We start from the raw sequence: 14,367 nt of genomic DNA, 5'->3' as shown, positions 1-14,367 counted from the left end.
CTTCAGTATTCGTAGCCGTCCAGAAATCACCTCGTACGCTTCTTAGGCAGCTAAGAGTTGGCGGGCGCCCAAGACCTTAGCCGCCTCCTGTTCATCTGGCAGGGAAAGTGTTGAAGGTGAACTATGTGATGGTGAGGATTCAATATGTAATTTTAAATAAAAAATTTTTCGAGGTGACCATAATGATTAAGAAATTATCCTTGCTGCTTTTGGTTGCAATGCTGGCTGTAGTGGCTGCTGCTTGTGGATCAGATAAGGAAAAAGAAGAATCAAGCGCGAAAAAAGAAAGTGCTAAAAGCGAAGAAATTACAGTTAAGCATCAACTAGGCGAAACGAAAGTAAAAACAAACCCTGAAAAAGTAGTTGTATTCGATATGGGTGCTCTTGATACTCTTGATAAATTGAATGTGGAAGTGGCAGCTGTTCCTCATGATGGCCTTCCAAAATACCTTTCTAAATATAAAGGTACAACTGAAAATGCCGGCGGATTAAAAGAGCCTGACTTCGAAAAAATCAACGAAATCGCTCCTGATTTAATCCTTATTTCTGGCCGTCAATCTGAAGCATATAAAGAATTAAGCAAAATTGCCCCTACTGTTTTTGTGGGTGTAGATACAACAAAGTATATGGAATCATTTGAAGAGAACGTAACACTTTTAGGTAAAATTTTCGATAAAGAAGACGAAGCAGCTAAAGAATTGGCAAGTGTTGAAGAAAACATTAATGCTTTGAAAGAAAAAGCCCCGACTGACAAAAATGGTTTAATCGTTCTTGCCAGCGGTGGAAAAGTAAGTGCTTACGGACCGGATTCAAGATTTGGAATCATCCATGATGTATTCGGAGTACCTGCAGTGGATGATAAATTGGAAGTATCGACACATGGTCAAAGTATTTCTTTCGAATATATTGCTGAAAAGAATCCTGACTACCTATTCGTTGTAGACAGGGATGCGGTTGCCGGTGATGGAGCTGCAGCAAAAAAAACGATTGAAAATGACATTGTAAAAAATACAAAGGCATTTAAAGAAGGTAACATCATTTATCTAGATCCTAACTACTGGTACTTATCAGGCGGCGGTTTAGAATCTGTTGACGCTATGGTTAAAGAAGTTTCAGAAGGCATTAAGTAATGTAAATATGATTTAAGATAATCCTGTCCTCGATCGAGGGGCAGGATTTTTTATTTTTTATAATAAAGCTGGATGAAACAAATATACTAACAAAGGGGAAGAAAAGAATTCCTGCAAAACACAGGTAAGCTTATAATAAGGCGCCCACAACCCAATTAAGGGGGAATGGGAAAGGACAAGGTCTATATTCCGCCTGTTGCCGCTGCTATGGCTTATATGGGCTGCAATCGTAAGAAATTTGACCCTTCAGCCAAAATGAAAAATTCAGTTTCTTCCTATTATACTGTCTTTTTGCATCCTTTCCGGTACCAGGAGGGGTTTTACAATTGTAAATTAAGTGAACTTTGGTAAATTGAATCTTTTATGGATGATAAATTATCCTGGAAAGTAAAAATATAAACACAATATGATCATCACTTACTGAAAAAATTATTTGAAAAAAGCTAATTAAATATGCCGGAGGGGAATGATGTCGATACTTCGTGCAATCCATTTGTTATTTTATGGGATTTAAGGGTGACGGACGCTTATAATTAAAAGGTTAAACTTTACAGGCACGGGGTATTAAAAGTGCGGATGAGAAAAGCATCCATGTAACCGGCCATCCATTTTTAACTGTCGAATTATCGGGAAAGAAATCCTGGATATATCTATAGCTTTAAATTATTGAAGATTTATATCTTACATATTTTGTAATGTACTGGTTTTTTTATAAAGAGTCGTTTATAATGGTAAAAGCCTGAAGGACGTGAAATTAATTAGTGCCTGTCACCCGCAGTCACCCCAAAAAGTTACGGTGATATTTATTGGATTATGACATGTAGTTCCTATATATTTGTTATAGGTGCGCTAAAACATTTGGGACGGGGGAAACTCTGTTATTTTTTCAAAGGCTTGTTCATAAGCTAAAGAAGTGTTCTGGATTTGAGGAGTCATGGATGTGACAAAAGGTGGTTTTCATAATCTTGACTATCCAAGTGAAAGAATGCTATTATAAGGTTTCTGATTTTCCGTCTTTTGTAAGTTTGTAAAAATTTATATAAATAAACCACTAGATTAATAGAGGTGAAAGCATGAATAATTTTGTAAAAAAAAGCCGGCATTTATTTGCAGATAACATACTAGGCTTTTTCTTTATTGCGGTAGTCTTGTTTACGATAAAAACTTATATTGGATATCGAGTTGAATTTAACTTAGGTATTGAAAATGGCTTGCAACAGTTCTTACTGTTCATAAACCCGATTAGTTCAGCCATTTTATTCTTTGGCCTGGCATTATTGGCTAGAGGCAAAAAATCGTTTAAATGGATCATCAGGTTGAACTTATTGATGTCACTATGGTTATTCTTCAATATTGTATACTATCGGTCATTTACCGATTTCATTACATTGCCAACCTTGACGCAAGTGCAAAATGCCGGGGATTTGGGGCCGAGTATTTTAGAATTATTTAAAGGCCACGATGTATTTTATTTCCTTGATACGGTTCTTTTGATCGTGTTGTACAGATTCAAAGGCTTTAAAGTGGAAGACTTCAAAGTCAAACGCCGTACAGTTGGATTGGTTTACCTAGCGGGACTTGCAATTTTCGCAATCAATTTGGGACTTGCTGAAAAGGATCGCCCGCAATTATTATCAAGAACATTCGACCGAAACTATATCGTCAAATATTTGGGCATGTTCAACTATACGGTTTATGATGCCGTTCAGAATACTAAAACATACGCCCAGCGTGCGACTGCAAACAGCACCGATATCGCTGAAGTCGTCAACTATACAAAGGCAACAAGCGCTGAACCGAACCCTGAATATTTTGGTGCAGCCAAAGGTAAGAATGTTATCTACCTGCATTTGGAATCCATGCAGAATTTCTTGATCGATTATAAATTAAATGGGGAAGAAGTAACTCCATTTTTAAACTCACTTGCACATGATAAATCAGATTTCATGCACTTTGATAATTTCTTCCATCAAGTAGGCCAAGGTAAAACAGCGGATGCAGAATTCATGCTTGAAAATTCCCTGTTCGGTTTACCACAGGGGGCAGCATTCACAAACAGATCCCAAAATACGTATCAAGCAGCACCAGCGATTTTAGGACAACAAGGATACACATCTGCTGTGTTCCATGGTAATTACAAATCTTTCTGGAACCGGGATAAGATGTATAAGTCTCTTGGTTTTAATCAGTTCTTCGATGCAAGCCATTATAATATGGAAAATAAAGAGGAAGTACTAAGTTATGGATTAATGGATAAGCCTTTCTTCAAGGAATCGATTCCAATGTTAGAAACGCTTAAACAGCCTTTCTATACAAAATTCATAACGGTATCCCATCATTTCCCATATGCCATGGACCAGGAGAAAGCAACAATCGGTAAACAAACGACAGGCGATGCTTCCGTAGATAATTACTTCCAAACTGCACGCTATGCCGATGAGGCGCTTAAAGAGTTTTTCGATTATCTGAAGGAATCCGGTCTATATGATAACTCGGTAATCGTTATGTATGGTGATCATTATGGTATTTCCGAAAACCATAAAGAAGCCATGTCAAAAGTGCTTGGCAAGGATGTTGGCGCATTTGAGAATGCCCAATTGCAACGTGTACCATTATTGATTCATGTTCCAGGTGTTGAAGGCGGGGAAATGCACCAATACGGTGGACAGATTGACCTTCTCCCGACTTTATTGCATCTGTTAGGAATTGAATCTAAAGATTATGTACAATTCGGTTCCGATTTATTGTCAAAAGATCATAATGAAGTGGTACCTTTCAGGAATGGTGATTTTGTAACACCGGATGTCACTTCCATTAAAGGGAAATACTACGATACTAAAACGGGAGAATTGGTCGAGGAAAATGATGCCATCCTCAATTATAAAACGAGAGCTGAAACGATGCTCAATTTATCCGACCAAGTAGTGAACGGCGACTTACTTCGTTTCTATACTCCAAACGGCTTTAAACCGATTGATCCAGCTGATTATGATTACACATATGATGAAGAAGGTTCTAAGGAAGAAAAGTCCGATAAATAAGGCTAATGAAAGAACAGGCAGGAAGCCATCGCTTCCTGCCTGTTTTTTTTATGCGTCATCCTTTATTGGTCATCATGGCAATATACTTTCTGATTTCATCAGGCTTCCCTGCATATTTTTCAGCACGCTGATCGTCTTTCATGATTTTATCCTTGGCTTTGACCAGGATTTCTTCACCCTTATCTTTGGGCACGACCACGACTCCATCTATGTCCCCTATGATGATGTCCCCTGGATATACGGTGACACCTCCACATGATATGGGCACATTGGTTTCGCCTACCCCTGCCTTGCCGCTTGAGGCAACCGTCGCCCCTTTGCTGAATACAGGGAAATTCAATTCTTTAATGGCTTCAAGGTCGCGAATGACCCCATCGACTACGAGGCCGCCTATTTCCATGGTCTGCATCATGCCGACAACAAAGTCTCCTGCTATTGCCCGGTATGTATCACCCTTGCTGTCAACGACAATTATATCCCCAGGCTTGGCTTCACCGATCGCTTTTAACACAGCAGAATTATCACCGACGGGAATCTGTACGGTCAAAGCTCGTCCGGCCAAACGAAATTCTTCCTTTAAGGGTTTTATTGCCGAATCAAGATTGCTTAACCCTTCCATTGCATCTGAAATCGCCGTGGTGGGCAAATTCCTGAACTGTTGAATAAGATTATCCATGACTATGATTCCTCCTTAAAAGTAAATGAATATAGCTTAATTATACACAAATTTCGTAATTTTCTAATAGTTTTCAGCTTGATGAAATGGTAAGTGTAGTGTAATTAACATCTGAAGGGGGAGGGAAGCTCAGCTGTCACAAGGGGGTTAAAGGCAAATTCCGTTTTAATCAATCGATTGATTAAACTTTGAAGTGATTGAAATCCAGGATAGGAACAGTCCTAGCAATATTAATGGTCGGGCCTCCATGGCAGTTTGATCCGTACAGGAGGACATTCTTCTGAAGCAAGGGTAGAATGCTGGTGCATATCCTCGGTTTTTTTCTGATCTGGATGGGGGTGTCAGCGAAGAAATCCATAACACAGCCAGTGTGCAGGGGATACTTGCAATCTTCAAAGCAGGAGCAGAATCAAGACAGATGTTGCCAATGTAAGCCAAAGGGGGCTGAAAACTTCTGGATGAATGATTAAAAAAATGATTCCTGCAATCGTGGCAGCCTGCTGTATGGTCATATGTCTAATGAAGTGGATTCCAGCTTTAAAACAGGCTTTAAGAAGAGGCATTTGATTCATTTTCATTCCTCCTTTTACTTTCAATAATATGACCAGGCATAAAAGAAAATACATGGGGATTCGTTTTCTGCTCAATTATTACGGGTATAGTAAAGGTAAAATAAAAGGAGGAATCTAGGTGATCATTGTATATATTAGTCTTGCCCTCTTTATCGGATCGATTATTTATTTAGCGTTTTTTGCTTTTAAAACATTTAAGGATTCCAAACCGACAATTGAAAATGTGACTCAAACCGTTACACGCATCCAGGCCAAAACGGACCAGATTAAATCGGAAACGGACCAACTCGCCATGACACAGCAGGAAATCACTGAAGATGTTGAATATAAAAAAGAGGCTGTCCAATATACGGTTGAGGCGGCTAAAGAAATACCTGAACCCTTTAAGAATATTTGGTTTTCAATAAAAGGTGACAAGTGGAAGCTTAGAAACAGAAGCGATGCATAAGTGTTTGACCGATCTGAAATGTACATGATATAGTATGGAAATACTATGTTTCTAGGGTTCCTCGGTTGAATGTTACCGGAATGGTCCAAGAGAAACGCGCAGGAATCTGCGTACACGGAGGGAAAAAAGCCCGGGAGGTTATGAAAGATGACCTCCCGGGCTTTTTCTGTAATTGGAGGGGAAAAAGATGGCTTGGATTCAATTGGTGATTGCAGGATTATTTGAAGTGGTATGGGCGACAAGTCTAAAGTATACCGAGGGTTTTACGAAATTATTACCTTCTATCATAACGATTGCTGGCATGGTTATTAGTTTTTATTTTTTGTCATCGGCGATAAAAACTCTGCCTATGGGAACAGCGTATGCAATCTGGACGGGAATAGGGGCTCTTGGGGCTGTTCTGGTAGGCATCATCGTTTTTAACGAGCCTAAGGATGCGATGCGATTGGTATTCGCGGGTTTTATTTTGGTTGGAATTATCGGCTTGAAGGTCACCTCTTCTGAATAATCTGCCCACTCCTCGCAAATAGTAATGTTAAATGATATTTGAGGAGTGAAGAATATGAACTATAAAGCGATAGTATCAAGTACAATGCTGGCTTTAGTGATTACAGGTTGTGCAACGAATGATAAAGAAGACGCCAGTGAAAACCTTGGCCTGAATCGTACTCATCAGGATAATTTGGATAATCCGATGAATGTAAGCGACACAAGGCAAAATGTCAATAATGATAATAATGATAATGGCGTAAACGGTATGAGGGTCTCCGAGGATATCTCAAATCGAGTCGAAGCTTTGAAGGAAGTAAGTAACGCAAAGGTCATCGTGACTGAAAATAATGCCTATGTAGGCGCAGTATTAAAAGACGGCGGAGATAAGGATATCTCGAATGACCTTAAAGAAAGGGTTGCTGATGCAGTAAGGGGAGCGGATCCATCTGTAGACCAAGTTTATGTGTCGGCAAATCCGGACTTTGTTCAAAGAATGGATAGGTATGCGAATGATATCGAGAATGGAAAACCTGTTGAAGGATTTGCTGAAGAGTTCCGTGAACTTGTAACACGGATCTTTCCAAGTTCAAGATAATTGGGAAATTAAGGAGTGGAGACTTATCCGGTGGATTCCGGATAGGTCTTTTCCTATTTTTAAGATATCTGTGGAACATGACTAACTTTAAATAGGGTGGTTACAATAATCGAATGAACGAAAAACTTTGTATGGGGGGTGGGATGGTGAGGCTATTTAAGGGCAAGGGGGAAATGGATTCAGGATCCTTTCAGGTTACTTCCAAGGATTTTCAGGAACTCCTTAAAAAGTTTAAAGCATCTGATGATTTCCTTACCTTCCAATTCCCGAATGATGATGGCTATATCATCTCCTACTTCAATTCACTGGTCAGTGTACAACAGCTCCATGAACAAGTATTGGCGGTCATGTCGAATCAGCCAAAGAAGGTCCTTAAGCAACTAAAAGGCGATATTCCAATGGAAGATATGAAATTGACGGCTGATTTAAAAGACATTCAAAGATTGGTTTTGGCAGGATCGATCATGATTCAATACAAGCAAGATGATGAAATGTGTTTGCTCATTCCGTGTGTTCACAGTGTGAAAAGGCAAGTTTCCACACCTGAGTCAGAGTATACGGTCGTTGGATCCAAGGAGGCGTTTGTTGAATCGCTTGATTCGAATTTGAATTTGATCCGTAACCGGTTGCCCACTCCTGAATTGCAGTCCAAGGAATTTAGGGTCGGGAGCATTTCGCAAACAAGGGTAGCGGTACTCTACATAGATGGGGTGGTAAATCAACAGAACATCAAGTCGGTCATACAGAGAATAGAAGATATAGAATATGATACAATCGTCGATATTTCGTTCGTAAGCCAGATGATCACGGATAATCGGAATTCGATGTTCCCGCAATTGATTGATACGGAGCGGCCTGATCATCTGGCCAGTGTATTATCGGAAGGGAAAATAGGGATCATGCTGGATGGATCTCCTCATGCATTGGTTGGTCCCAATACCATCATTTCATTCTTCTCGTCATTTGAAGATTATTTTCAAATTTGGAATCTCGGCACTTCATTCCGTTTGATTCGGCTTTTCGCCGTTCTGTTTTCCGTTTTGTCATCACCTTTGTATGTGGCCGTTTTAACCTATCATTATCAAGTGATCCCAATGGATTTGCTGCCAATCTTAATATCATCCAGGGGAGTGATCCCTTTTCCGCCGATCTTGGAAGCGATCGTGCTGGAAGGGACGATCGAATTGCTGAGGGAAGCGGCGGTCAGGCTGCCTGCCAAGGTTGGCTCCACCATCGGCATTGTTGGCGGTATAGTCATCGGTACAGCCGCTGTGGAAGCGGGATTTGTCAGTAATGTCTTGTTGATGCTTGTCGCTTTAGCTGCCTTGGCTTCATTTACGGTGCCGATTTACCAAATCAGCAATACGATTCGCCTTATCCGCTTTCCCTTTCTAATTGCTGCCCAGTTATACGGACTGTTTGGAATAGCTTTATGCAGTGCATTCATTTTAAGTCATTTATTGAAATTGACTTCGCTTGGCAGTCCTTATTTAGACCCGCTGTACCCGTTAAGAATTCATGACTTTAAAGATAGTCTGATTCGCCTCCCTTTTTCAAAGCAGAAAAAACGCCCGCAGTTTCTGCGGACGGAAAATCCACTAAGGATAAGGAAAGAGGCGGAAAAACGAAACCCCCGTAATGATATCGATGAATAAGGAAGTAGAAAGCGGTGAGAAGGAATGGAAGTCAAACCAAATGAAACAAAACAAATATCTCCATTTTTTGTTTTTTTCCTCATGCCCGGCATGCAGATTGGAGTAGGGATATTGGGGTTTGAACGGATCATAGCGAAAGAGGCTGGCCAAGACGCATGGATATCGGTCCTGATATCAGGGTTGATCATAAATGTTCTGCTTTGGATGTGTTTCAAGCTTTTGGGCAGGGGCCCCCAAACACTTGATTTGATTGCCATCCACAAGGATTTGTTTGGTAAATGGGTCGGAAATGCTTTCAATATTTTATTCATCCTCTACTTTATCATGATTTCCATCATTCTTATCAGGACTTATTTAGAAGTCATTCAGGTTTGGATGTTCCCTGGTGTCAATGTTCTGATGCTGATAACCATCATTCTAATCCTCGTGTATAACTTTGTGGAGGGAGGTTTCAGGGTCATTACCGGTTTTTGCATAATCGGCTTTATAATCGCATCGCCATTATTCCTTTTGAATTATTTCCCTTTGAAGTACGCCCACTTTGAAAATTTGGGTCCTTTTCTTGATCATTCCTTTTTGGAAATCATGAAGGCCTGTAAGAAAATGACCCTGAATTACCTTGGCTTTGAATTAATCCTCATTTATTATCCTTTCATTAAAAATCGTGAAAAATCTCAAAAGTGGGCCCACTTAGGGGCGTTGTTCACTATGGTGATATATGTGGTATCCATCCTTGTTTCATTAGCCTACTATCATCAAGATCAGCTGAAAGATGTAATTTGGGCAACTTTGACGTTATGGAAGATTGTAGACCTTCCATTCATTGAAAGGTTCGAATACATAGGGATTTCCGTTTGGCTGTTCATGGTGCTGCCGAATGTTTGCCTAGGGGTTTGGGCAGCAAGCAGGACAGCGAAAAGAGTATTCGGATTTAGGCAAAAAAAGATGATGGTTCTCATTCTGATCATCATCTTGGTTTCCTGCATTTTTTTGGATAACCGCTATAGGATCGATAAGTTTAACACGATCAGTTCGCAAATTGGTTTTTATATCGTTTATTTGTATCTTCCTCTCTTATTCATATGCCAGTCGGTCGTCTATAAAGTCAGGGGGCATAAATCATGAAAATCAAACTCCTCTTATTAACATTAGCGAGCCTTTTGATGGCGGCCTGCGGCATGGAAAAGCAAATATTAGAAGATATATTAATTGCTGAAGTCGTAGGTTATGATGATGCCGGAGACAAGAAAATCAAGGGTACGGTCGTGGTCAGCGTTCCCCAGCCTGGGGAGGAAGCAGCTCTAGGTAAAGAAGTATATGAAGCGGACTCCCATGATATAAAGGCGGCCCGCCAGCAGGAAAATGCAAAAACACCATACCCGATTGTCGGCGGGAGACTGACAGTCACTCTATATGGTGAGGAATTGGCAAGTAAGGGATTGAATGATTATGTCGATACATATAGGCGTGACCCAATGGTGGGAAGGGATTTGTATTTAGCGGTCGTTCATGGCAAAGCGGAGGATGTAGTTAAAATGGAGCCGAAGTTGATTAAAACTCCAGGGGTTCAAGTGAAGGAGCTGATCGAACAGAATATAAGGACCAATTTGCCTAATGTAGACCTTCACAGGTATTTATATGCGTGTCATGGTAACGGGATCGATCCGGTCTTGCCCTTATTGGAAACTACAGGAGATCAAATACGGGTAAGGGGAATCGCCTTGTTTAAAAAGGATCGTTATATTGGTAAATATATCCCTTATGAGGAAGGCTTCTTATATAAGGTCCTTAGTGAAAATTTCAAGCTGGGGAGTTATGAAATTAAATGGAAGGAAAATGACTTTACCGATATCAATAACGTGGAGTCACGTGTCCATTATCATATTTCGAATGCCAATCAAGACCCTAAGGCCAGGATTGAAGTGAAAATGAAAGCGAGTCTGCTAGAGGTCCAAGGCTATGATTTGGGCAAAGCGGTCGACCTGAATAAAATAGAGGCCAGGGCCGAGCGGGTCATTGGTAAAAAATTAAATGAGATGGTAACCATGTTTCAGGAGAACCATATAGATCCGCTTGCACTTGGTGATCATGCTAAAAGTAAAACAAGAAATTTTGATCAAAAGCATTGGGAGGAGACATATCCCGATATTCCAATCGAGGTCGATCTGGATATTGAAATGATTCAAACGGGAATAGCTGAATAAAAGTAGAATATTCTGGAGTTCCCCCCTTTATAATAGGGTATTGGTGTAAGGATTGTGTCAATGCGGCTAAAAAGGGGGAAAAGCATGGACAAAGCATGGTGGAAAGAGGCAGTTGTGTATCAAGTGTATCCAAGGAGTTTTATGGATAGTGATGGCGATGGTATTGGAGATATAAACGGGATTTTGATGAAGCTCGATTATTTACAAGAGCTGGGTGTGAACGTGATATGGCTATCCCCAGTTTATCAATCTCCCAATGATGACAATGGGTACGATATCAGTGATTATAAAGCAATCATGACTGAATTCGGGACCATGACTGATTTCGATAGGTTGTTGAAGGCCGTTCATGAACGTGGAATGAAGATCATGATGGACCTCGTGGTCAATCATTCTTCAGATGAACATCCGTGGTTCGAGGAATCCCGATCCTCAAGAGATAATCCGAAACGCGATTATTATATTTGGAAACCTGGCAGGAATGGAAAAGAGCCAAATAATTGGGAGTCCATTTTTAAAGGTTCAGCATGGGAATATGATGAAGCAACCGATGAATATTATTTACATTTATTCAGCAGGAAACAACCGGATTTAAACTGGGAGAATCCTAAGCTCCGTGAAGAAATCTATAGCATCATGACTTGGTGGCTGGATAAGGGTGTCGATGGCTTCCGGATGGATGTCATCAACTTCCTTTCAAAAGATCAAAGCTATTCAGATGGAGCCATTCAGCATGAAAAGCAGTATGGTGATGGAAGCCCCTTTTTCCTGAATGGCCCGCGCATACATGAGTTTTTGCAGGAAATCAATCAACGGGCCCTTTCTGGACATGACGTGATTACGGTTGGGGAGATGCCAGGCGTCACACCGGAGGAAGCGCAATTGTTCACAGGTAAAGATCGTGGTGAGCTACATATGGTCTTTCAATTCGAACATATGGATTTGGGGAGGGGACCAGAAGGGAAATGGAGTAACGATAAATGGAAGCTAACCGATTTAAAGCGAATCCTCTCCAAGTGGCAGACTGGTTTGGAGAGGGATGGCTGGAACAGTTTATACTGGAACAACCATGATCAGCCCCGGGTTGTCTCGAGGTTTGGTAATGATGGAAAGTATCGTATTGAAAGCGCAAAGATGCTTGCCGCTTGTCTTCATATGCTGCAAGGTACACCTTATATATATCAAGGGGAAGAGCTGGGCATGACCAATGTTGCATTTGAAAGCATCGATGAATACAGGGATATCGAAACATTGAATTCATATGACGAACTCGTCCATTCACATGGCTGGTCAAAAGAGCGGATGATGTCCGCCATCCACGCCCGCAGCCGGGATAATGCGAGGACACCGATTCAGTGGAATGACTCCCGGAACGCAGGATTCACGAACGGGACCCCTTGGATTAAGGTTAATCCCAATTTTCCCGAGATTAATGCAGAAAAGGCTTATAATGATCCGAATTCCATTTTTCATTTTTATAAAAAGCTTATCCAACTGCGCAAGGAACATGATATCGTCGTTTATGGCCGTTTTGAACTGCTGTTGCCGGATGATGAACGAATATTTGCCTACACGAGATCGTTTGAGGAAGAGAAGTTATTGGTGCTATGCAACTTTAAAGAAGAGCAGGCCTCTTATACTTTGCCTGAAGAGCTGCATGCATATTCTGCCACAAAGCTGATCGGCAATTATGGTCAGGAGGAAGAAGGAATCTCCAGCAAACCCCTGCAACCATATGAATGCCGTGTTTATCATTTGAAATGAAAAAAGGACCTGTCCTTCTCCGGTTAGGGAAGAACAGGTCCTTTGCGTATTATTTTGATTTAAGGTCACATTCCTCTAGCGGAATGATTTTCGTTTTATGCTTAATTTTATAGCCGAACCATAGGACGAAAAATAGAATCAAGCCAATGTAGGAAACGAACATTGAATTCCAGTCGATCCCATCGCTGCTGAAAGCCTGATAGCCTTGTCCGATGATAATGATAATACAAAGGACAAGCGCGAATATAGGCCCGAATGGGAAGCCTTTTGCCCGGAATGGTAAGGCATTCATATCAAGTCCTTGAGCTGCGTAAGCTTTGCGGAACCGATAATGGGCAATCGCAATCCCTACCCAAGTGACGAATCCTGCCATGCCTGAAGCGTTCAATAACCAGATATAAACGACGCCATCCCCGAAAAATGAAGCTAAGAATGCAACGCAGCCAACTAAGGAAGTCACGATAAGTGCATTCACGGGCACTCCTCTTTTATCTAACTTGCCTAGGAATTTCGGTGCTTTCCCATCACGTGCCAAGTCCCATAACATACGGGTTGAAGCATACATGCCAGAGTTACCGGCAGAGAGTACGGATGATAAAATGATCGCGTTCATGATGGATGCAGCAAATGCAAGGCCGGCCCGTTCAAATACAAGCGTGAATGGACTTACGGCAACATCTTCACTCAGTAAACGTGAATCGGTGAACGGGATGATCATGCCAATTACAAAAATGGCTAAGATATAGAATAAGATGATACGCCAGAAAACGGATCTGATCGCTTTTGGGATATTTTTTTCTGGATCCTCACTTTCACCAGCAGTCACTCCAAGCAATTCCGTACCTTGGAATGAAAAGCCGGCAGCCATGAATACACCTAGAATCGTGAAGAACCCTCCGTTAAAGGGACCTTCGCCCATTGTGAAATTGGAAAAACCAATTGGGTCTTTCCCACCCATGATTCCAAGAATGATCAGAACACCCGTAATCAAGAAAATGACGACTGTCACGACCTTGATCATGGCAAACCAGAATTCTGTTTCACCGAAACCTTTAACGGACATGTAATTGATAAGAAACATAATGATTAACGCAATGGCACTCCAGATGATTGAAGGGCTATCCGGGAACCAGAACTTCATAATTAAGACAACGGCTGCCAATTCAGCGGCAATGGTGATTGCCCAGTTATACCAGTAGTTCCAACCAATCGCAAAACCGAAGGACGGATCGACGAATTTGGATGCATAGACACGGAACGAACCGGCCACTGGCATGAACGCCGCCATTTCTGCAAGACTTGTCATTAAGTAATAAACCATGATGCCGATGACCGCGTATGCCACCAAGGCACCGCCGGGACCGGCTGAATGAATGGCACCGCCACTTGCTAAAAATAAACCTGTTCCAATTGTTCCACCTAATGAAATCATCATTAAATGACGCGCTTTCAGGCTCCTTTTCAATTCAGTAGGGCTTGAAGGTGATTGTGAATTTGACAATTGATGTTACACTCCTTTTTATTGGAAGGGAACGAAAAATAAAAAAACAGCAGTCGAAAAAGATCGACGGCTGTTTATAATAAACCCGTTTATCCTTCCGAAGATAGCTCCCCACGCTTTTTTGAAAAAACGTGACAGTGGTGTTCCTATTCGGTAACACCGCCAGCAAGAATATACATGGAATATACCCTAACTTCGGCAACTTATCCTTTCAAACGGAGTCTTTAATTTTCCAGAATCTCGTCCGTTTTACTTTTATAAGCTGCAGCCTCTAACTCATCGGTAAATG

General features: G+C 41.2%; 12 protein-coding genes and 2 riboswitches. Of the genes, 9 read left to right on the top strand and 3 right to left on the bottom strand.

The genetic code is table 11. The features are described from left to right. The first annotated feature begins 185 nt into the window (after positions 1 to 185). Together AC1DVB_RS00170 and ltaS are read left to right on the top strand one after the other, a co-directional pair. Entirely contained in the window at positions 186 to 1,130 is a 945-nt protein-coding gene (locus AC1DVB_RS00170) for a siderophore ABC transporter substrate-binding protein (protein ID WP_477587900.1), read from the top strand. A 1,073-nt stretch (positions 1,131 to 2,203) separates the two neighbouring features. Next, on the top strand, positions 2,204 to 4,171 hold the full coding sequence (gene ltaS / locus AC1DVB_RS00165) for a lipoteichoic acid synthase (RefSeq protein WP_477587731.1): 1,968 nt from the start codon (positions 2,204 to 2,206) through the stop codon (positions 4,169 to 4,171). 55 nt (positions 4,172 to 4,226) lie between these two features. Here the strand turns inward: ltaS and AC1DVB_RS00160 are convergent, their stop codons facing one another. Beyond that, on the bottom strand, positions 4,227 to 4,847 hold the full coding sequence (locus AC1DVB_RS00160) for an RraA family protein (protein WP_098864820.1): 621 nt from the start codon (positions 4,845 to 4,847) through the stop codon (positions 4,227 to 4,229). Positions 4,848 to 5,239: 392 nt separating this feature from the next. After that, positions 5,240 to 5,419, bottom strand: coding sequence for a hypothetical protein (locus AC1DVB_RS00155; protein WP_034310080.1), 180 nt, complete (start codon positions 5,417 to 5,419; stop codon positions 5,240 to 5,242). A 118-nt stretch (positions 5,420 to 5,537) separates the two neighbouring features. Here AC1DVB_RS00155 and AC1DVB_RS00150 point away from each other — a divergent pair, with 118 nt between their 5' ends. The 7 genes from AC1DVB_RS00150 (at position 5,538) to AC1DVB_RS00120 (ending at position 12,577) form a co-directional block, all read left to right on the top strand. After that, positions 5,538 to 5,867, top strand: coding sequence for a DUF948 domain-containing protein (locus AC1DVB_RS00150; protein WP_063574734.1), 330 nt, complete (start codon positions 5,538 to 5,540; stop codon positions 5,865 to 5,867). Positions 5,868 to 5,907: 40 nt separating this feature from the next. After that, positions 5,908 to 6,006: riboswitch (guanidine-I (ykkC/yxkD leader) on the top strand. A 48-nt stretch (positions 6,007 to 6,054) separates the two neighbouring features. Further along, positions 6,055 to 6,375 (top strand): quaternary ammonium compound efflux SMR transporter SugE, encoded by a 321-nt coding sequence (gene sugE, locus AC1DVB_RS00145; protein WP_034310082.1) that lies wholly within the window; start codon positions 6,055 to 6,057, stop codon positions 6,373 to 6,375. 54 nt (positions 6,376 to 6,429) lie between these two features. Next, the gene (locus AC1DVB_RS00140) at positions 6,430 to 6,954 is read left to right on the top strand and encodes a YhcN/YlaJ family sporulation lipoprotein (RefSeq protein ID WP_477587728.1); all 525 of its coding nucleotides are present in this window, start codon (positions 6,430 to 6,432) and stop codon (positions 6,952 to 6,954) included. A 143-nt stretch (positions 6,955 to 7,097) separates the two neighbouring features. Continuing rightward, entirely contained in the window at positions 7,098 to 8,609 is a 1,512-nt protein-coding gene (locus tag AC1DVB_RS00135) for a spore germination protein (RefSeq protein WP_477587726.1), read from the top strand. Positions 8,610 to 8,633: 24 nt separating this feature from the next. Next, complete coding sequence (locus tag AC1DVB_RS00130; protein WP_430756393.1) at positions 8,634 to 9,734, top strand: GerAB/ArcD/ProY family transporter; 1,101 nt, start codon at positions 8,634 to 8,636, stop codon at positions 9,732 to 9,734. Further along, positions 9,731 to 10,813: a Ger(x)C family spore germination protein gene (locus AC1DVB_RS00125; protein ID WP_098185537.1), complete on the top strand. Its 1,083-nt coding sequence runs from the start codon at positions 9,731 to 9,733 to the stop codon at positions 10,811 to 10,813. Before AC1DVB_RS00130 ends, AC1DVB_RS00125 begins: the two co-directional genes overlap by 4 nt. 84 nt (positions 10,814 to 10,897) lie before the next feature. Then, positions 10,898 to 12,577, top strand: coding sequence for a glycoside hydrolase family 13 protein (locus AC1DVB_RS00120; RefSeq protein ID WP_477587723.1), 1,680 nt, complete (start codon positions 10,898 to 10,900; stop codon positions 12,575 to 12,577). A gap of 49 nt (positions 12,578 to 12,626) precedes the next feature. On the opposite strand, the gene AC1DVB_RS00115 is transcribed toward AC1DVB_RS00120, so the two are convergent. Next, positions 12,627 to 14,078, bottom strand: coding sequence for an amino acid permease (locus AC1DVB_RS00115; RefSeq protein ID WP_230134482.1), 1,452 nt, complete (start codon positions 14,076 to 14,078; stop codon positions 12,627 to 12,629). A 96-nt stretch (positions 14,079 to 14,174) separates the two neighbouring features. Then, positions 14,175 to 14,360, bottom strand: a riboswitch (Lysine riboswitch). Positions 14,361 to 14,367: the final 7 nt, after the last annotated feature.

Source organism: Peribacillus sp. P4_D6 (assembly GCF_056401795.1).
Note: the sequence above shows the minus strand (reverse complement) of the source record. Positions and strands in the feature narration are given on the sequence as shown.

Excerpts from the sequence above, each read along its gene's own strand:
- AC1DVB_RS00135 (WP_477587726.1), top strand. The coding sequence starts at position 7,098 with ATGGTGAGGCTATTTAAGGGCAAGGGGGAAATGGATTCAGGATCCTTT.
- AC1DVB_RS00160 (WP_098864820.1), bottom strand. The coding sequence starts at position 4,847 with ATGGATAATCTTATTCAACAGTTCAGGAATTTGCCCACCACGGCGATT.
- AC1DVB_RS00125 (WP_098185537.1), top strand. The coding sequence starts at position 9,731 with ATGAAAATCAAACTCCTCTTATTAACATTAGCGAGCCTTTTGATGGCG.
- sugE (WP_034310082.1), top strand. The coding sequence starts at position 6,055 with ATGGCTTGGATTCAATTGGTGATTGCAGGATTATTTGAAGTGGTATGG.
- ltaS (WP_477587731.1), top strand. The coding sequence starts at position 2,204 with ATGAATAATTTTGTAAAAAAAAGCCGGCATTTATTTGCAGATAACATA.
- AC1DVB_RS00140 (WP_477587728.1), top strand. The coding sequence starts at position 6,430 with ATGAACTATAAAGCGATAGTATCAAGTACAATGCTGGCTTTAGTGATT.
- AC1DVB_RS00155 (WP_034310080.1), bottom strand. The coding sequence starts at position 5,419 with ATGAATCAAATGCCTCTTCTTAAAGCCTGTTTTAAAGCTGGAATCCAC.
- AC1DVB_RS00130 (WP_430756393.1), top strand. The coding sequence starts at position 8,634 with ATGGAAGTCAAACCAAATGAAACAAAACAAATATCTCCATTTTTTGTT.
- AC1DVB_RS00120 (WP_477587723.1), top strand. The coding sequence starts at position 10,898 with ATGGACAAAGCATGGTGGAAAGAGGCAGTTGTGTATCAAGTGTATCCA.